We start from the raw sequence: 20,033 nt of genomic DNA on the forward strand, positions 1-20,033 counted from the left end.
AAAATGACAGATTTAGAATATAATTATAAAGGAATTTCGACGTATAGCAAAACCAAAGGAATCAATAATTTGGTCTTGGCACACCAAACCGAAATCGAAGAAGTAAATAATATACCGTGCTTTTTTTGGGGAAGTTTGACAGATCCTTATGTTACCGCAAAATGTTGGAGTACGATTGCCAAAGTCGTTCGTTCTAGTTTTGGTCCTGTTCCTCCAAGTCTTCGTGATCCTATTGTATCGGCGGGAGCAGAACGATTGCGTTTTGAAGGTTTTTCGTCCTGCAATGGTGTTTATGTACGACTAGATATGAAACCCGAAGCTATAGATGGAGAGTTTATTGCCAACGGAACTACCAATGTAGATTTTAATGACCCGATGCTAAATGCGCTTAACGCTATCCAAAAAAACGAAAAAGTAACCCTTGCCGTTGGTCAGCAAGAAGTACAGGTTATTACTACCAAAGCAAAAGTTACCGAAAAGAAAGTAACCTTGCCAATGCGATGGATAAAAGGCTTAACAAGTGTGCAGCTTTATCTTGCCGATATGGATGTAAAATATGAATTGAATAAAATACAAACCATTCAGTTATTTCAAAGTTTGCCAAAAGGAAGTGTAAAAGGAGATTTTTATATTACTAAAAGAGCAGGGAAATTTATGTTCTCGACTCTGGCTACAAATGATAGTGTACGAATTGGTGGTGTACAACGACTAAGATTATTAGAAGGAATTCTGGCCATTGTAGAGAAAATTTATATCTATGAATCTTCAGATAAACAAACTTGTGCCATAGTTTCGGAATTTGGAAAAATGCAGTTGTTAATGGCTTTTTCTCCCGATTCGTACCGCGGATTTTCGGGCGAAGGAAATGTTCTCGAAACCATGACCGAAAACTTACCTATAGAATGGGTTTATGGTTTAAACAGTTTATTAAAATCGAATGAAACTTTTGATCCAACCATGCTTTCTATCGAGAATGATATTGATTTTGGAACTATGGATAATCTAACTTCTAATTTATCGTCGATGGGATTATTGGGTTATGATTTAAGCGAGAAAGCCCATTTTTACCGTCGTCTTCCTTTTAAAACCGAGCGTATTTTATCTTTAAATCCAAGGCTGAAAAATGCTAAAAAATTAATCGATAATGAGGATATAGAAATCGTAGAACGCAGAGCCGATTATATCGAAGCCAAAGTAAAAGGTTCGGGCGTTATACATAAAGTTATTATCGAAGGATCAAACCAAAGATGTACCTGCGATTGGTTTACTGCTTATCAAGGCAAAAGAGGTATTTGCAAACATATTCTAGGCGTAAAAATGACTATTTCTTAAAGAATTAGATTTTACTCCTAATAAAAAAATCGCCCTGATAAACGGGGCGATTTTGTTTTATTGATATAACTTTTATTTTTAGTTAAAGTTTATAAAAGTCTTCTATAAGATAAAAAACGGTGTCGATTACAAAATTGTTTTATTAGCGCTGTTTCTTCACTTTTGATCTGCTGGCTTGACTCAAACGTTCTGCTTGCGCTCTTGCTTTTTCTAAGGTAACAGGAGATTGTTTGGATAGTATCTCCATGCCTAACTTAGCTCTTTCCTGAAATGATATTTTGTAGTTCATACTTCATGAAGTTTATAATGCAAATATATAGATTTGAAATATGTATTTAATCAAAGTAAGAAAAAGCATATATTTACGCTATACAAAAAAACAACCTAAACCGTATTTTATCAAATCAAACGTGTTTTTTACGGATTACTACTTTTTTAAAGAATTTTAAATACCTTTGAATTATGAGCACAGCAACAAAATCTAAACATATTGGCAGAAATATAAGCCGAATAAGAGAGCTTCGTGGTATGAAACAAGAAGCACTTGCACAAGCTATTGGTTCAAACCAACAAGCTATTTCCGGAATTGAAGGAAGTGAGGAAGTTGATTCTAAAAAACTGCTAGAAATTGCAAAAGCTCTGGGAGTTACTGTAGAAGCTATTGAAAACTTTTCGGAAGAATCTGTTTTTAACTATTTCAATACCTTCTATGATAATAGTGCTAATCATGGTCAGGTAAATGGTCCTTTTAATTCTTGTAATTTCAATCCTCTTGATAAAGTTGTTGAGCTTTACGAACGTTTGGTTCTGGCTGAAAAAGAAAAGGTTGAGTATTTAGAAAAATTGCTGAAAGGGAAATAATATTTTCTTTTTATATAAAATTGAAAAAAGCTCAAATTTTTAAAGTTTGAGCTTTTTTGGTTTATTGAAATTATTAACTCTTTTAAATTACTTAAAATAAAGATTTTTTACGGCATAAAACTCGCTTAAAACTTCTTCATAATAATCTCCTAATAGCTTAAACTCTTTTTTTAAAATATTTTCGTATTGATTAATCAAATCTATAGGCATTCCGTAAAAAGTATTTCTAAATAATTCTGAAGAATATCTATTTTTATCTTTTACTGTTATGGTATTACTTAGATATAGATATTTTAGAAAATTAATGCATACAATAATTATATTAGGATTACGATTTACAGAATATTGCAAGTTTTCCAAGACTAAAAGATAATAATTTTCTCTACCTGTTATAAAATCAAAAAACTCATTTTTCAAAGTTTCAAGATTAATATCAATACCTAAATAATTACTTTTTAATAAGAATCTATAAAATTCTGTATTACATTTTTCAGGATAAAAGGTTATTAGGTATTTTTCGGGATTAACTATATTACCTCTTAAATTTGCATTTCTTTTAAATAAAAATAAAGTACTATCGCTACTAATTAATTTATGATTTTCCCTCATTGATAAATGCAGATAATCAACTAATATTTTCATAAAATTAGAATCAAATCCTATTTCATTTTGCCTCAATTTTGGAACCAAATCTAATTTTTCTTCGACAAAATCAATTTCGCAATTTTTATCAATCCAGACAAGTATTGAATTTATAAATTCTGCTCTCTTTTCTTTATAATTCTCGGGGATATCATATCTTGTTATTCCTTCCGTAGTAATTTCAATACTCATCGAGGATTCTGGCGAATTTTTAAGCTCTAGTAATTCATCTTCTATTTCTTTCTTAATCAAATAAGATATTTTAAATTTATGCTTAAACTTAAAATCCATATCTCTTTCTAAAGAAAATAGTAATAATAATGTGCTGAAATCTAAAATAAATTCCAACTCATGACTAGAAGTAATCTTTTGGGAAAATGCAATAGGTATTGTAGTATATTTACATCCCCTAATACTGGTCAAATGTGAATACGCATTTATATGATTTTCTCTAAAGACTCCTCTTACTATTTCTGTAAAACCAACTTTATAATCATAATATTCATTTAGAAAATTATCTACTCTTTCCTTTTCTTGAGTGCCCGAAATTCCGAATTGTTCAATCAGAAATTTTTTCATTTCTTCCGCATCTTGAGGTATTTGAAGCGATTCAAAACCTAACTCATTAATTGGGTTATTTGCCTCTTCTGAAATATCTCTAAACAATTTCATAGCATCATTATAAATCTCAATGATTACAATTGTATTAAGATTATTAGACATTGGAGATTTAGTGGAAAAGGATTCTCCTTTTTTCTTACCTATAAATTTTTTATTTAATCCTCCTGCGCTTGTAATTTTCTTCTTTTCAATTTTTCCATTTACACTATATGCGACCCAATAACCTAATGCCACTTCCTCATACTGTTCAAAAAAATCTTTAAGTAATAATGAAGCTGTAAAATAGTTTTTTCTCGCATTAGTATTATTAATATCGAATGCTAGATTATATAAAATTTCAAATCCTTTTGAAATCTTAATATTATTGCGAATCATTATATGGCTAATATTTAGCCCAATAGCTTCATCATCAAAAACGGTTTTAATGTCTGTACAGATTTCATTAATTTTATCAAATGATTTCTTCCTTTCAAGAGTCGCTAAATAAAAAAATAGATATTGTTCATTATTAGGAAATTCTTTGCATAAAAGTTTATCTATCTCTTCAAGATTATTCACATCATCTATCTCGAAATAGAAATTATGTTCAAATCCAAGTAATAGCTCATCTATGTATGAATTATTCTCTCTCCAAAATTTTAATAGTTCTAACAATTCCTTATATCTACCTCTTTCCTCATCATTTTTATCGTGCAATTGTTTGTGAAGGAGTATTATATATAATCTTAAAGAAACTGATATTTTAGATTTATCTATATAAGTTTCCATATAATTAATGGCTTCTTTTACCTTTCCTATTAAGTCTAGGTTATTAGCTATTACATTTTTACAATTAGCATCAAATAAATTACAGTCCTTTATTTGAATTATCCGTTCATAAATTTCTTCACTATCATACTCTTTTATATATATCACTTTTATTAAAATTTCAAAAAAAACTTTTAATTCATCAAAACTAAAATCTTTTTTTAAAACTTTTTCTAATTCTCTATTATACAATTCTTTATCATAATTTTTAGTTTGAACACTAAAGAACGCATTATCAATATTAAGAATATGCCTTTCATTTAGAACATCTATTGATTGTAAATACTGGTCAAATAATTTTTCAACTTCGTCATCTTTTCCCAACAAATGAAATACAACAGACTTAAAGAGAAAATATTCACTATTTAATTCTCCATTTAAACTTTCATAATCATCCAATAATGCAAGTGTTTTTTCGTATTCCTTTCTATGATTCAGAATTTGACACATAAAGTATGTGTAAAACCAAAAGTTTTTTTGCAACTCTTGAAATGCTTTATTAATGTTTTCAAAATCATTATCATTATATGTTTGTACATAACTTAAATAGTAATAATAAAACTTTTGGTGACTAATGGTATTAGATATTTCTGTTTTATCTAATGTATTAACAAAAATCTCAGCTAAACTGATAGTAAGCACAAGTTCAGGGATTTCTTCCAAGAGAAATCTTTCCCCTGCAATATATTTTGTTGGATATTTGTTAAATATTTTAGTAAGTGCCAAATCTATAACAATTAACCATGATGTTTTATTATCGAATGTAACTTCCTTGTATCTTTCAAAATCAATATTTAACTCAAACCCATATTCTTTTAAGTTTTCAAAAAAATCTGAATTTTCAATTCGAACAATTTGATAAATGACACTCTGCTGAAAACCATAGTTATCAAATACAATTTCAGGCACAGACTTAAGATAATTCTTAATATCATCAGAGGTTAAAACTTTTACAAACCAAGCACTTATATTATATTCATCAATTTGAATTATTTCATCAGATAATTTTATTGCTTTTACGTTATCTTTTAAATTCAGATATTCAACGCAAGCTCTTTCTTTTAGAGTTTCATCTTGATTATTCAATAAATATGCTTGAATAAAATCTTTCCCAGAGTCTTCCTTAGAGTATTCAGCTAGATCACTTTTGCATAGAGCTTTTAAATAAAGTAATTTACTTTTTATTTTATTATCGATTTCAGCCTGTCCATTTTTTATTCTGTCTTCTAATCCATTAAGTAAATGAAGTGCCGTCTTAGGTTTAAAAGACAAAATCAGATTATTAATCTCCTCTAATTGTTGTTTATACTCAGTAAGTAAAAAAGATAATCCTTCAAAAACATTCGTAATACTGTTCCCGAGATGAACTCCCCCTCCGCCACTATCAATATTTCCTAAATTTACATTATTAAGCTCCATAATTATCTCCTAATCTAAAATCTCCTCCTCCTGTGTTTACATTACCAATATTTACGTTTTTACTATTCGTAATTGTATTTTCAACTTTTGGAAGTTTTTCTAAAATTTCCTTTAAATGAATTTCAAATTCAGGATTATCTTCAATAGAGTTTTCAATAAGTGCTTTTGCAATATTTTGTTTTTCTTTACTTTCAGGATTTGCTTGAAGTTCAAGTAATGCCTTTTTAGGTTTATCATCTTTAAAGAATAATGTTTTAATCCAATTAATTGCTCCTTCTGAAATATTTTCAAACCCCTTCTCGCTAAATTTTTCGATTCCTTTCTTTCCTAATTCAATTAAAAAAGGTGTAATAACTGCCATTGTAATTGGTTCCATAATATTTATTTATTTTTTAACTAATTCTTAGAAATAAATCTCACTCCTAAATAAACTTTTTCCTCTCCTCTAATATACTTTCATTTTTCTAATTAAAATCGTACTTTGATTATTTTATATTAAAAACATTTTGATCAAAGATGAATAACATTTTAGTAATAATTTTACGATTTTCCGTAAATTTTCAAATATAACAAAACAATAAACTTTCAAACCAAACACCTGATTTTTCATAGGACTAAAGCCGTAGAGTTTTATTCCTAGAGTGTAAGAAACTTTGATAAAAGCTCAAGTTTAATGTCGAGCTACTCGTGGAGATTTCTCCTTACGTCGAAATGACAAGTTTGGGATTATTTTGTGTAAAACTAAAGTTTCTTACACTCTTGGTTTTATTTTATTCTATGCTGAATGTTTCTAAATTTTATCCTCTGTCCCTTTGCTTCTTCGCGCCTCAGTTCCTTCTATTCCTTTGTCCCTCTGCACCTTTGTCACTTTGCATCTTAGTTCCTATGTCCCTCTGTTCCTAACAAAAACTAATAATCTTCATCATCAGGTGGAGCAGTTTTATTGCGTGTTGTAATTTCCCAATTCTCTTTTTGATATGGATTATCTAATTTATCAATTTGAACTGAAATTTCTAATTCCTCTTTGTCTTCCTTGTTTTTTCGAATAAAAATCCTAAAGCCATACCCTTTTATTTTTTCGATGTATTTATCGGTTATGGCATTGTTTTCATAATAGTTTATCGCAACATTAATTTCTTTTGAAAACTGCGTATTCTTAGCTAAGAATTCTAAAAATTGCATGGCAGTTTCTTCTCTAAATTCAGTATCGTTTATTTTATCTGGATCTACTTTATAAAACGCATTAAACTCTAACATTAAATTATCGCACCCCCCTACACTTGCATTAATTATAGTATCATTCTTTCTGTATACTTCTAAGATAGTTTCCGTATAATTATGCATTTCAATACTTCTGGTACGCGTTTCTACTCCAGGAATATCATTAAAAATGGTTTTTGATTTTAATTTTGCAGCTTTGCAACTTGACAAATACGATTCTTCATATAGATTACCATTCTTGTATATAAATGATAATGAAGTAGATTTTAAATCTTCTACCGAACTAGAATATGTTCTGAAATTTTGTGTAACCTTAATTTTAAATTTATTATCAATAAAATTTGCTTCGTCAATTATATTGTATGAAAAAGGAGCATATGCAAGAATACTATGTGACTCTTTCTCCTTAATTTCATCTTTCATAATATAAAAAATAAAATCTTGATTTGTGTTTGCATTTCCTCCCAACATTCCTTCAGATGATCTATTAATTACATAATCAATGATTCCGTCATTATTAAAATCACCTTTTTCAAAAATTGAAAATGAAACTGTATAAGGATCGCCATCATTTGCAAATGAAACATAATAAGGTGATTCACTTATTTGCATTTCCTTATATTTTTGGCTACCAATTTCTTCGCTTATAAGTCTTTTTAAAAAATTGCTTTCTATTTCTGTGAGAATTATTTTTTCCTCTTCTGGTTCTACAGCCGAAATGGTATCCTTAGTGATTTTTTTATGTTTTGTTTTAACTTCTTTTTTACATGAAAATGCTAAGACAATAAATACAAGAAGAATTATTTTATTACTTATATAGTATATTGATTTAAAACTCATTAATTAATCTATTTTTTATCTCGTAAAATATTTAAATTTAATTGTTTTTTTGGTACTTATTATTTGTAATAAGGTTTCAAATTAACAAATAATAAACCACAAATCATTATAATAAATTCGCTTAAATATAAAACCTAACCAATTTTAAAAACATAAAAGTTCTGAATTGCCTCCTGCTTCAGCTGGAGGTTAAAGAATTGATGATAATGAATGTGGCTTTAGCCAAATAACTAAATATTTCGGCTAAAGCCACATCTATATTTCCTTTTATCACTCCAGCTAAAGCAGGAGCCAATTCAAAAATGGAAATAGGATTTGTCCAAATCTATTATTCAATATCATCTAAATTCTTCTGAGCATTTATGCTTTAAAACAGATTAGGTTTATTCTATATTCCAAAAAAGCTTTTAGCATTCCTAGTAGTTTCTTCCGCAATTTTAATTCCTGAAATTCCTTTAAACTGTGCAACAGTAGCTGCAACAAAAGGCAGAAAAGCAGGTTCGCAACGGCGTTCGTGGTATTTCTTTAAGAGATTGTTTGGAACATTTTTTGGCAGCATGAATGGCGCATCGGTTTCGATCATCATTCGGTCAAGCGGAACGTATTGAATCACCTCTTTTAAATGACTGAAACGTTTAACATCAGAAATCGCTCCCGTAAAACCCAGATAAAATCCGTTATCGAGATAGGTTTTAGCTTCTTGTAAACTTCCTGTAAAACAATGTACCACAGCTTTTGGTAATTGTGGCAAATAGTCTTTTGTAATGCTCATAAATCTTGCAAAAGCAGCTCTCTCGTGCAGGAACAAAGGTTTCTGAACTTCGATTGCTAATTCTAATTGGGCTTTATAACACAATTCCTGTACATTTCTGGGCGAAAAGTCACGATCGAAATCGAGTCCGCACTCTCCTACCGAAACTACATGTTTTTGCTTTAATAAATTTCGCAGTTTCGAAATGCTCTGCACATCAAAACTCTTGGCATCATGCGGGTGAATTCCTGCTGTTGCGTATAATATTCCGGGATATTCTTTTGCCATTTCAGCCGAAGCTCCACTATTTTTTACGCTTGTTCCTGTAAGTATCATTTGTGATACATCGGCATCTAATGCGTTTTGTACGACATCGTCTATGTCATTATGGAATTGTTTATTGGTTAAATTAATTCCTATATCTATATATGTATTCATTTTTTTTTAAGTTACAAAGGCTCAAAGGTTCAGAGGTACAAAGGTTTTCTCACTTTGAGTCTTTATATAATTATTTTTGTTTTTTGTCATGTAGGCACTAAATTTTATTCTTTGGTTTGTTTTAATCGCGCAAAGCCGCGGAGTCGCAGAGTTTTTATTTTTGCCACAGATTAATAAGATTAAAAGGATTTTAAAAATCCGCTGAATCTGCAAAATCTGCGTGAAATAATTCTTTGCGCACTTCGCGTAAATCTTAGCGAACTTTGCGGTTAAAAGCCTTTGAACCTTTGCCTCTCTGAACCTTTAGAAATCTCCATAATACACCTGAAAACACGGCAATTTCAGGTCATTTCTCCATGTATCTACTACTTGGTTTCTATCATCGAGAGCAAACTCTACAAAGTATTTATCTTTGATAAAATCATTATAGATTTCCGTTTTTATAATAGAATCTTTTCGGCTATCCTGACTTTTTCGCATAATTAAGTCATCGAATTCTATTGTATGTTTTTCAAGAAACCTCAACGTTGGTTCTTTGTATCTATCTTCTCTTCCTGAAACCAAAAGTATTTTATAACCTAATTTATTGTAATTCCTTAACACGTTTGCCACGGGTTCATTTATTAAATCCTGATCACATTTACTTGCATCAAATGGATTTCTTCCGTTCATTAAAGCCAATGTTCCGTCAAGATCACAGATTATGGCTTTTGGCAATTCTGGGTTTTGGATTGCGTATTCAGGAGAATCTTTAAAAAATTGTCGATGCATTTTCTTAATCACTTTTTCTCCAACTGGTTTTTCTCTTAAAGCATCTCGCTCAATACAAACCGTAACATCTGTATTTACTTCGAGAACCTCAACAGTTACATTTTCGCTGAATTTTGTATTGTATTCCTGAACCAATTGCGTAACTCGTTTCAAGTTTGTTTCGGATAAATTGGTATCATCTACCACAATACTTTTTCCTTCCTCTAGACATTTTACGATTAATAGGTCACGAACTTTTTTTACAAACTTCTCGTTATTTTTACTCGTTGTTCCGTTATCAAACATCGCACGTAAATCGTCTCGATTGATTCTTTTATATGTTTCTGGATTTTCTGAGATTATCTTTTTTGCCAAAGTCGATTTTCCACTTCCTGGCAATCCTTTCATTAAAATTACTTTTCTCATTTTATTCTTCTCCTTTATTAAACGGTTTTTCAAATGTTGGTCGAATCATTTTCCAGATAATCTCTGAATAGTCTTTGCCATTTAGCATTGCAAATAATACACCTGAATATTGACAAGTCAGGAAATACAAGGCTGTTTCTTTCTGGGAATCTAATACTTTAAAATCTGCTTTGCTCTGGTTCTCTATTATTAAATATTTATTCTCTAAATCGGCTTTGGTTTGTTTCACCCAATCAAAAAATTCATCAGGAATGCGTTCCAGAATTTCTTCCATTGATTGATTTGTTTTGAGATATTCCCAAATATTTAGGTTAGAAACCTGTGTAATGATTCGATGCAAACGAAGGTATTCTTCAAATTTGATTTTCACTCTAAAATTATTCGAATATTTAATAATAAAACCTTCTTTGTTGGTGGTATCCATTTCTTTTAAAGTCAGAATATCTTTAATTCCATCATATCTTTCAACTACAGGAAAACCAATATCTTCTAGCGGAAATTCTACTCCCGTTTGTGTATCGATAATTGCTAGTAAAACCAACTCTTCGGAAGAACCATAATCTAAAACAATTCGGTTTTCGGGATAAATAATCTCGAATAAATACGTTTTGCTTTTATCCAATAATGTCCATGAGTCTTTATATTTCCCGTGCAACATTTCGTTTGCCTTATCGGATTGGTCGCTTGCAAATGAACCTCTACTAGCTATAAATGGAACCTCATCTATCCAATACAAAATTCCCATTGAACCATCCATTTTATCATACACCTCAAAAGTTGTATCAGGAAGTATTTGATTTTCCATTTCGCCTAAATTAAAAAACTTAGGAAATGGTCTTGCAACGACTTTAAAATTTTCATCTAAGATTAATCCTCTACAACTTAATGTAACATCATTCCATATTCTTTCGAATTGAGCACTTTGGGTATAATTATAGATATATAAATCATAATTAGGGTGTTTGTTCACTCTAATATAATTTTGGGATATCATCTCTTTTAAAAGTACTGTATTCATTTTTTCTTTTCTTTAAACAAAGATTCAAAAATTACTACGCAGTTATTTTGCGTAATTAAAATTATTTTCATCTTCATACTTGTATTCAGATAGTTGTTTCATTGCAATGATCCTTGTTTTTAGTAATTCGATATATACTAAAAGTAATTTTTGAAAGATATAAAAAACCCTGCTTTTAGCAGGGTTAAAAATTAATTTAGACGAAACGATTGAGGCCCAAACTCTTCATAAAAAATATCTGATTTATCAATATTAAAACTAATTAATGATTCATAATGAGCTTTGATAAATGGTGCTGGTCCGCATAAATAATATTGAGCATTTTTAAGTAAAATCGCTTCTTTACAAAGATGCAAGTCAACTCGACCTTTGATAACATTAGCATCAACATCTTGTTCGCTGTCTTCATTAAACAAAAATGTTTCTAACCAGTCCGATTCTTCTTCCATAGAATTAATTACCTCTTTGAAAGCATGTACCGATTCATTGCGACAACCATGAATCCAGACCGTTTTATTTTGATTGTTTTTTTGGTTGGTTTCCAGCATACTCAATAAAGGGGTAACTCCAACCCCACCACTTATTAAAACGATTGGTACATCAACGTTTTGCAATGAAAAACTACCTGCAGGAGCTGATACATTCACAGCATCCCCCACTTTCATTTTATGCAGCGTATTCGAAACCATTCCTTCGGGATGAACACCTAAACTAGTTTCTTTTTTTACAGATATTCTATAATATTTTGGATTAAAGGAACTAGAGAGACTATATTGCCTTGGTTGTACCAATCCTAATTGTTCTACAAATACTTGTACACTCAAATATTGCCCTGCGGTGTAAGTTGCAATTCCTTTACCATCGGTGGGATATAAATAAAATGATTTAATTTCATCTGATTCTTTAACAATTTCTTTTATCGTAAAACTTCTCCAGCCATTCCACCTGCTTGTTATACTTTCATTATTAAGATAGAGTTCGGCTTCTATACCAATCATAATTTCTGCCAGTTCCCTATAAGCTATAGTCCAGGCGTAAATTAATTCTGGTGTTGCAACTTCTCCCAGGACTTCGCTAATAGAAGCAATAAGATGTCCTCCTACAATAGCATAATCATCGGCTTGGATGTTTAAACTAACATGTTTATTTCCTATACCTTTTAAAACATTAATCAAAACTGAGGGATTATCTATATGCTCTGCATAAGCCAAAACAGCTCCTGCTAAAGCCTGTTTTTGTTTACCATTGGATTGATTTCCCATATTAAAAACTGACTTTAATTCTGGATTATGTTTAAACATTCTTTTATAAAAATAGTCTGTTAAGACTTCTCCTGATGATTGCAAAATTGGAATTGTAGCTTTTATTAATTCTTTCTGATTATTATTCATAATATATTTTTTTAATTTCCCACAAAGCTAATCTTGACACTAATTCTTTTTTATGATTTAAATCACAAAGCCATAAAAACAATACTTTATTCAAGCCTTTTAACACTTTCTAAATTTAATTTGGTGACATCGATGTGGGGATATTGTGGGAATTTAAAATCATTTATAAATGACAAACGCCTTATAAATAAGGCGTTTTGAATCAAAATAAAGGTAAAATTGTGACCTTGATGAGATTCGAACTCATATTCCCTCTCGGGCATTGCGGCTCTAAATACGCTTCCCTACTTTCCCTAACGATTTCGGTGCTTCTGTAAATTCTACCCATTAGTCCGCACGGGTCTAACCGGAATATCCGCAAACTCTACAGCTAGTATTTTTCTGTAGGCTTTTCCTTTTAAGCTACAAGGCCTTTCTTTTTGATGATACAAAGGTTTACAGTTGGTACGCAATTATTTTGCGTACTAAGAAAAATTTCTATTTTTATGTAAATTAGCCTTATGAATTTAGAAGAAAAATATACCGAATTACTCTTAAATATTGGTTTTAAAGAGAATGAGATTCAGAAAAATTGGTTGGATTTGAAAAAAGCATACTCGAATAAATCAAGGCATTATCATAACTTATCGCATATAAAAGATATGATTGCTAGTTTTGAAACGTATCGAGATAAACTTCAAAAACCTAATGAAATATTATTTGCTATTTTCTATCATGATTATATCTATAAAAGTTCCAAAAAAGATAATGAACTCAAAAGTGCCGAATATGCGTTATCGATTTTACCTGAAAGTATCTCATTTGATAAACAATTGGTTTTTGATACTATTTGCGCAACGCAGCAACATCAACACAATGCAATTGAAGATACTAATTGGTTGATTGATTTTGACTTGAAGATTCTCGCCAGAGATTGGGAGGATTATCAAATTTACTTTGAACAAATCAGAAAAGAATATCGCATTTATCCTGATTTCCTATACAAACCCGGACGCGCAAAAGCATTGAAACATTTTCTTGAAAATGAATATATTTTTCAGACAGAAGAATTCAGGAGTTTATATGAGGAGAAAGCGAGAATGAATATTGAAAAAGAGATTGCAGTATGATGTAGAGGCGCACAGCAGTGTGTCTCCCACAATACATTTATACGTATAAAAATACCTAACAGGTTTTAAAAACTTGTTAGGATAACAATACTTGATCTTGTAGATATAGGACTAAATCGAGATTTTATATATATTTTTAAAAGCTAAATTCATTTCGTCAACAGTTTTGCGTTTAACCACAAAATGTTAGCCGCACTGCGGTGCATCACTACTGAAAATTGGGAACGAAAAACAACACATTTATAACAATATAAAAACGATCGTTTATTCCATAATCGGGGTTTGCGTGAAGGATGGGAGCGGCATCCTTTTTTGGGCATTTTCGCCCAAAAAAGATATAGCGCACAGCCTGACCCGCTTTTTTCGGCGGGACACGCCCAAAAGAATATTTATATCTTTATAAAAACTTATCGCTTTCCTGTGTAATTAGGACAGCCGAAACATTTTACGCTTAGATTAAATTGATACGTTAGTAAGATTTCGTAAACGCCTCCGGTTTTTCCCATACTTGAGGTATTTAAATCGTAGGAAAGTCCTAATTTTAAATTTTCATATTGCAATCCTGTAAAAAGATTTATTGAGGTAAGTAACTCTCTGTTTATTCCGTTTTTTGATGGATTGGTAACTGCTGTTGCTCCAAAATATATTTTTTCGAACTGGATTGATGTCCCTAAATCAAATCGATTGTAACGTCCTTGTTGCATATAATTGGAGGTAATGAGCATTTTGGTTTCGTACGGAAGAAATAACACATCGACATAATCTGCCAATAGAAATTCATAACCCGAACTTAGGGAAAAGAATGTATCCAAAGGCACATTTCCGTTTGCAGCAAACGAAATATTGGGTCTGTTAAGGTGTTTCATAGACAATCCAATCCAAAGACTTTCGGTGTTGAAAACCATACCTGCTGAGACATCGAAAAAATTGACTTTATCATTTTTCAACATCGGATCTACTGAACTTGAATTTATAACTCCTGTTCTTATATTAATCTGATCTTCGAGTAATAGGTTTTGGAATGCAAATGATTTTAATCCAAAACCGGCTTCGACAGCAGGTCGAAAATACCAAGTATCGTTAAGCTTTACTCTATAAGCATAATTGGCATTAATTTGCGTGTAATTATAATTGGTTAGGTTTTCTCTTTGATTTAAAACACTTATACCATAACCGCTATTCATGTTTTCGTCCCAGGTATTGACAAATGCATAATCGGTATCTATTTTTAAATCCAAATCGGGCCATTGTTCTCTGTGTACAATCCCTGCGTATGTGGTTTCCATAAAACCCGAGAAACCTGGATTTAGGGTTTCGGGAATTAAAAAATATTGTGTAAAAATTGGGTCCTGTGCTCTTGATTCTGAATAAAAGCAACAGGTAATAATTATAATAAATAGTCTTAATCTCATTGTAATCTGTTGCTTTTATTTAAGTAATGTGAATGCTCCTCTTTCGGTTACTGTATGGTTGTAAAAGGTTTTTGCCGTGATTCTGAAAAAATAATTACCATTTTCGCCTGGATGATTTTTGATTTGTCCGTTCCAACCGCTGATGTTTTTTCCTGTTTCGGAATATACTATTCCCCCCCAAGTGTCAAACACATCAAGAGTAATGTTTTCTAATCCTAGAAATACGGGTGCAAATGTGTCGTTAATACCATCATTGTTAGGCGTAAAAGCTGTTGGCATTATTAAGCTATATCCTTTTTCTACCACTAGTGTGGATGTATAACTATATTGGCATCCGAATGGATAAGTAACTGTTTGCTTTATAGTATAGGTTCCTACTCTTGTATAAATGTGCTTTGGACTTTCTTCATTTGAAAAATTACCATCTCCAAAATCCCATGAAATATTTGTAAAGTCGCCAGTCGCCAGGTTTGTAAACAAAATTGGGTCGTAAATGGAATACAGATCATAAACATCTTTTCCATATGAGCTTGTAGAGTAATTGGCTATTCCTAAAACTGGTGTTTTAACATTGTAAGGAAAATTGGCAGTACAACCAAAACTATCGGTTACACTAAATATAATTAAGCCATTATTCTCGGTATTCATGATCTCATTATTGGCTCCTGTAATAACTCCATCGGACCAGCTTAATGTATATGGCGGAATACCTCCTTTTACATGTCCTACAAATGTTTGGTGAACATATTTGGTCGCACAATCAAAATCTGTTAGGACTTCGATTGTTGGCGTAAGTTGTTCGAATCGGGTAATTTTATATGTTTCTGATTTTTTACAACCATTGGCATCGGTAACTGTGACGGTGTAATTATCAGGTGGAAGTTTACTTAAATCCTCTGTTTTTGCACCATTTGACCATGCATAAGTAAATGGAGGCAGACCACCTGTTACAATTAAATTAATCTCCCCCGTATTTGCATCCAAACAATCTAATGGGTTCGAAACATCGGCTCTTAATTCTAATAATGGTGGTTCAATTATAATAAAGGTTTCTTTTATTACGCATGACTTGGCATCGGTAATTGTTACACTATATTTTCCTGGCCCAATATTATTACGTTCTACTCCTGCGGTCGAATTATCATCCCAAACCAAAGTAAGTGGGGCTTTACCGCCTACGAGATTTAATCGGATATGAGCATCATTTGATCCAAAACAAGAAACGTTTTTAACATCTGGTTTTATAGTAAAAACCGGAGCATTATCTATTATTATAGGAAATACTTTTGGACAACCTAATGCATCGGTAATCGTAATAATGTAGGTTCCAGCTGATAAGTTATTCTGCACTAAGCCTGTTCCTAAATTACTCCATTTTATGATATATGGATCTCCTGTTGTAAATGGAACTCCTCCTTTTATACTATTAATAGTAATCGATGCATTGGCATAATTATAACATGCAATTTCGGTTTTGCTGTAATTTAAAACTATTTCATCATTTTGTAGTAATACAACTTTCCGTTTATCGGTACATCCTGAATTATCTGTAACGGTTAAGTCATAAGTTCCTGCTGCTAAATTTTTTAAATTCTGAAGATTACTTCTAAATCCGTTTGGTCCTGTCCAACTATATCTGTAATTAAAAACACCTGGCGATGTTTCGGTAAATCGACCACCAGTTGTACTTACATTAATTTCTCCGGTAAAGTATCCATAACATAAAATATCAACTTGACTTTCGAATTTTACTTTTAATAATGGCGGTTCGATAATGGTGTAACTATCTGTAAGTATATTACAATTATTAACTTCGGTAATTGTAACATCATAAGTTCCTGGGGCAAGATTATTAATATTTCCTGTAGTTGCCGGATAAGCAACTCCATCTTTTTTCCATACATACGTATAAGGTGGTGTTCCTCCTGTTGTCGATAAATTTATGTTTCCGTTATTTAAACCAAAACACGTTATATCATTTTTACCTCCACGAGATTGAAATAAATCCGGCTCGGTAACCTGATAGGTTTGTGAAAATGGACAATTCCCATTATCCTTAACTATTAAATTATAATACCCAGGTTTTAAATTGGATATATCTTTATCGGTACTCGTAAATCCGTTAGGACCTGTCCATGAAAAAGTATAAGGTGTTGCTGTTGCAAAAGGAATTCCTCCTGTAACACTTATAGAAATTGAACCATTATTTGATCCATAACAGGTACCATTTTTTATAACTTGGACTACTTTTATTAATGGATCAACTGTTACTGTTATTGTAAAATTTGGTCCGGGGCATACCTTGGATATTGGTGAAACAGTATAGGTTACTGTTGCTGGATTGGCAGTATTATTTATTAAATACTGGCTAATATTTGTTTTGGGAGAAGATTCTGCATTTGCTCCACTTACTGCTCCTGCAGGAGAAACTACTGGAATAGACCAAACATAGGTAGTTCCCGCAGGTACATTATCTGTTCCGTTACTAACAGGCGTAACTTGAAAACTATTACCGCTACATATTTTTGCTGTCTTATCTTTTATAACTGGAGAAAGAACTAAATCAACCGAAAAAGAAGCTTTTTCTGTAGTGGTTCCACAAGTATTACTAACACTAAAGATAGCTTCATACTTACCACTAGTTGTATAATTTATTGGTCCTGGATTAAGTAATGTAGATGATGAAGGTGTTCCTCCTACAAAAGTCCATAGATAAGTAATTTCAGAACTTGGAGAACAAGTTTCTTCTACAATTCCAACTGGATTAATTGTTGCCGAGTTACAGTAATCCGAAATAGGTTTTAGGGTAATAACCGGCTTCTTTTTTACTTGTACAGCTTTTGTAATATATCGGTATTCACCACATGAATTTATTGTTCTTAACGTCACATAATAAGTCCCGGGCATTGTAAAATTAAAAACAGGGTCCTTGGATGAAGAATAAGTGCTATTCGCAAAATTCCATTGTCCTTTTCCTAATCCGGGTACTGCCTCTTTACCACAAAATCCTTCAATATAATTAGTAACGTTCCAATAGTAAGTCTCCATTCCACAAGTAAATCTCGTGTCTGTAGTATTAGTCATTTGAAGATTACTTGATGCACAGGCATTCCCAAAAGTAAAATTAGGTTCTAATATTTGTTCTACACATATTGTTCTTGTAGCTGGTGGAATTCCAACTCCACAAGGTGTTACGGCAGATAATTTAATGGTATAAGTGCCTGGTGTTGAATAAACATGATAAGGATTAACTTGCCTAGAGGGTGGAGTTCCATCTCCAAAATCCCAAGTATAAACATTATCAGTGCTACAACCATTAGCATATCCCGCATAGGTCGTATTACTAAAATAAACATTTGTATTTGCACATACAATACTATTTACATTAAAACTTATTACAGGGACATCTAATATAATAATAGGCCCTGCTGTGAGGTAGGTACTCCCGCAAGAGGTTCCTATTGTTAAACTAACTGTATTTCCATTAGGGCAATTGGCCTTTGTAAATTTATGAGGTACAGGAAAATTTTGGGAAGCACCCGGATTTGCTGCATTATAATAAATAGAACTTTCTAATTGTGCTTGACTATAAGATTGAAATGTGCCATCTCCATAATTAATATTATATTGAGTGTCTGAAGGATTAAGTGCCCATGATCCTATAGCAAAATCCATTGGAGCAACAGGAATACATAAATTGGTCGTATTACCCGGAGCTATAAGTGCCCCAATTGGGTTATTGGAATTTTTAACTACATAGGTAATAGAATTGCTACAACCATTATTTCCTATTCCTGTTATTATCATATTAAAAGAACCTAATTTCTGGTACTCATGTATTTTAGGAAAAGTAACATTAGTTTCGGAACTACCATCGCCCCAATCTACATTATAAGATGTAATACATCCTACTGAAGCCGAATTATTTGCAACACTAATACTGTATTTAGGATTAGAATTATTGTCTCCGCATCGCTCAAAAGGCTTAAGTGATCCCGGAGCATTTGTATTTCCGAATTTTAAATCAGGTTTTTGCTTTACCGAAATAGTTTTTGTTATTGTGTTAGGTACACCACTTGCATCTGTAACAGTAAGCTTTACGCTAAAGTTTTGAAGTCCGCAACCAACTGCTGTAAAAACATGACTTGGATTACTATCTGTAGAAGTTGTTCCATCGCCAAAATCCCATTTATAGGTAAAAGGGGCATTCCCAGTTACAATAGGGTTAAATGTAATGGGGGTTCCCGAACAGGTACCGTCATTGGTAATACTAAAATCGGCAGTAGGAGCTAAAAATAAGTTATTGTAATTTTTATTAATATGGAAATTACTTTTATCAGTCGTACTAAAACCATAAACTGAACTTGTAATTATTAAAAAAAAATGTAAGTGTAAAAAGTAAAGTTTCCCCATGTAATATAATTCAATTTTTAAGGGGTAAAAGTATATGTTCTTTTTTTTAATACAAAATTAACACTAATAATAATCCTTGTTTTTGGGGCATTCCTTTACACACGTAAACCCTATGATTTCGGCTGTAAGAGAAGTATTAATTTTTTTTTCAAAGCACCCTAATAATCCCCTACAAGTTTCCTTTTTTAAGTACTAGTTTTTTGAGATAATACTAAAATTAAAAGCTAGTACGCAATTCTTTTGCGTACTAAAAATAAAAGTGTATTTTTATCATTAGAGTTGTTTTGCGTGAAGGATGGAAGCGGCATCCTTTTTTGGTCTTTTTCGGACCAAAAAAGATATAGCGTACAGCCTGACCCACCTTTTTCGGTGGGGCACGCCCAATAATTATTAATTAAATTAATCTCTCAATACTGATAACTATCGGAAGCGAAGTTGCAAAGTTTTTTTAAGTCACAGATTAAAGGATTAAAATGATTCAAAAAAAAAATCTGCTTGATCTGCAACCCGAGCGATAGCGAACAGGCGAAGCAAATCTGCGAGAAAAAAACTTAGCGTCTTCGTGCTTTCGCAGTAAAAAAC

Annotated in this window: 13 protein-coding genes; 3 read left to right on the top strand and 10 right to left on the bottom strand. The window is 31.7% G+C overall.

Translation table 11 applies throughout. The features are described from left to right. Positions 1-3 precede the first annotated feature (3 nt). Positions 4-1,332 carry an SWIM zinc finger family protein gene (locus OIU83_RS00770; protein ID WP_264204372.1) on the top strand — a complete coding sequence of 443 codons (1,329 nt, stop codon included), beginning with the start codon at positions 4-6 and terminating at the stop codon, positions 1,330-1,332. Positions 1,333-1,474: 142 nt separating this feature from the next. Here the strand turns inward: OIU83_RS00770 and OIU83_RS00775 are convergent, their stop codons facing one another. Further along, positions 1,475-1,621, bottom strand: coding sequence for a hypothetical protein (locus OIU83_RS00775; RefSeq protein WP_264204373.1), 147 nt, complete (start codon positions 1,619-1,621; stop codon positions 1,475-1,477). Positions 1,622-1,794: 173 nt separating this feature from the next. On the opposite strand from OIU83_RS00775, the gene OIU83_RS00780 reads away from it, so the two are divergent. Beyond that, the gene (locus tag OIU83_RS00780) at positions 1,795-2,193 is read left to right on the top strand and encodes a helix-turn-helix domain-containing protein (RefSeq protein WP_264204374.1); all 399 of its coding nucleotides are present in this window, start codon (positions 1,795-1,797) and stop codon (positions 2,191-2,193) included. Between the two features lie 87 nt (positions 2,194-2,280). Here the strand turns inward: OIU83_RS00780 and OIU83_RS00785 are convergent, their stop codons facing one another. The 7 genes from OIU83_RS00785 to hmpA all read right to left on the bottom strand — a co-directional run bounded on the left by OIU83_RS00785 (position 2,281) and on the right by hmpA (position 12,517). After that, positions 2,281-5,682, bottom strand: a complete 3,402-nt coding sequence (locus OIU83_RS00785) for a PIN domain-containing protein (RefSeq protein WP_264204375.1) — start codon at positions 5,680-5,682, stop codon at positions 2,281-2,283. Further along, positions 5,672-6,058, bottom strand: a complete 387-nt coding sequence (locus OIU83_RS00790; protein ID WP_264204376.1) for a hypothetical protein — start codon at positions 6,056-6,058, stop codon at positions 5,672-5,674. Before OIU83_RS00790 ends, OIU83_RS00785 begins: the two co-directional genes overlap by 11 nt. Before the next feature lie 533 nt (positions 6,059-6,591). Next, positions 6,592-7,743 (bottom strand): hypothetical protein, encoded by a 1,152-nt coding sequence (locus OIU83_RS00795; protein WP_264204377.1) that lies wholly within the window; start codon positions 7,741-7,743, stop codon positions 6,592-6,594. 388 nt (positions 7,744-8,131) lie between these two features. Next, positions 8,132-8,932, bottom strand: coding sequence for a TatD family hydrolase (locus OIU83_RS00800; protein ID WP_264204378.1), 801 nt, complete (start codon positions 8,930-8,932; stop codon positions 8,132-8,134). Between the two features lie 303 nt (positions 8,933-9,235). Beyond that, positions 9,236-10,108 carry a phosphatase domain-containing protein gene (locus OIU83_RS00805; protein ID WP_264204379.1) on the bottom strand — a complete coding sequence of 291 codons (873 nt, stop codon included), beginning with the start codon at positions 10,106-10,108 and terminating at the stop codon, positions 9,236-9,238. Position 10,109: 1 nt separating this feature from the next. After that, positions 10,110-11,126: a T4 RnlA family RNA ligase gene (locus OIU83_RS00810; RefSeq protein WP_264204380.1), complete on the bottom strand. Its 1,017-nt coding sequence runs from the start codon at positions 11,124-11,126 to the stop codon at positions 10,110-10,112. 191 nt (positions 11,127-11,317) lie between these two features. Next, positions 11,318-12,517 (bottom strand): NO-inducible flavohemoprotein, encoded by a 1,200-nt coding sequence (gene hmpA, locus OIU83_RS00815; protein WP_264204381.1) that lies wholly within the window; start codon positions 12,515-12,517, stop codon positions 11,318-11,320. Positions 12,518-13,017: 500 nt separating this feature from the next. Between hmpA and OIU83_RS00820 the strand changes: the two genes are divergently transcribed. Next, positions 13,018-13,626 (top strand): HD domain-containing protein, encoded by a 609-nt coding sequence (locus tag OIU83_RS00820; protein ID WP_264204382.1) that lies wholly within the window; start codon positions 13,018-13,020, stop codon positions 13,624-13,626. A 407-nt stretch (positions 13,627-14,033) separates the two neighbouring features. Here the strand turns inward: OIU83_RS00820 and OIU83_RS00825 are convergent, their stop codons facing one another. Both OIU83_RS00825 and OIU83_RS00830 read right to left on the bottom strand, forming a co-directional pair. Next, positions 14,034-15,038, bottom strand: coding sequence for a PorP/SprF family type IX secretion system membrane protein (locus OIU83_RS00825; protein WP_264204383.1), 1,005 nt, complete (start codon positions 15,036-15,038; stop codon positions 14,034-14,036). A 15-nt stretch (positions 15,039-15,053) separates the two neighbouring features. Continuing rightward, complete coding sequence (locus tag OIU83_RS00830) at positions 15,054-19,451, bottom strand: PKD domain-containing protein (RefSeq protein WP_264204384.1); 4,398 nt, start codon at positions 19,449-19,451, stop codon at positions 15,054-15,056. Between the last annotated feature and the right edge of the window lie 582 nt (positions 19,452-20,033).

Origin of the sequence: Flavobacterium shii (assembly GCF_025847235.1) — a bacterium.
GTDB lineage: Bacteria > Bacteroidota > Bacteroidia > Flavobacteriales > Flavobacteriaceae > Flavobacterium > Flavobacterium shii.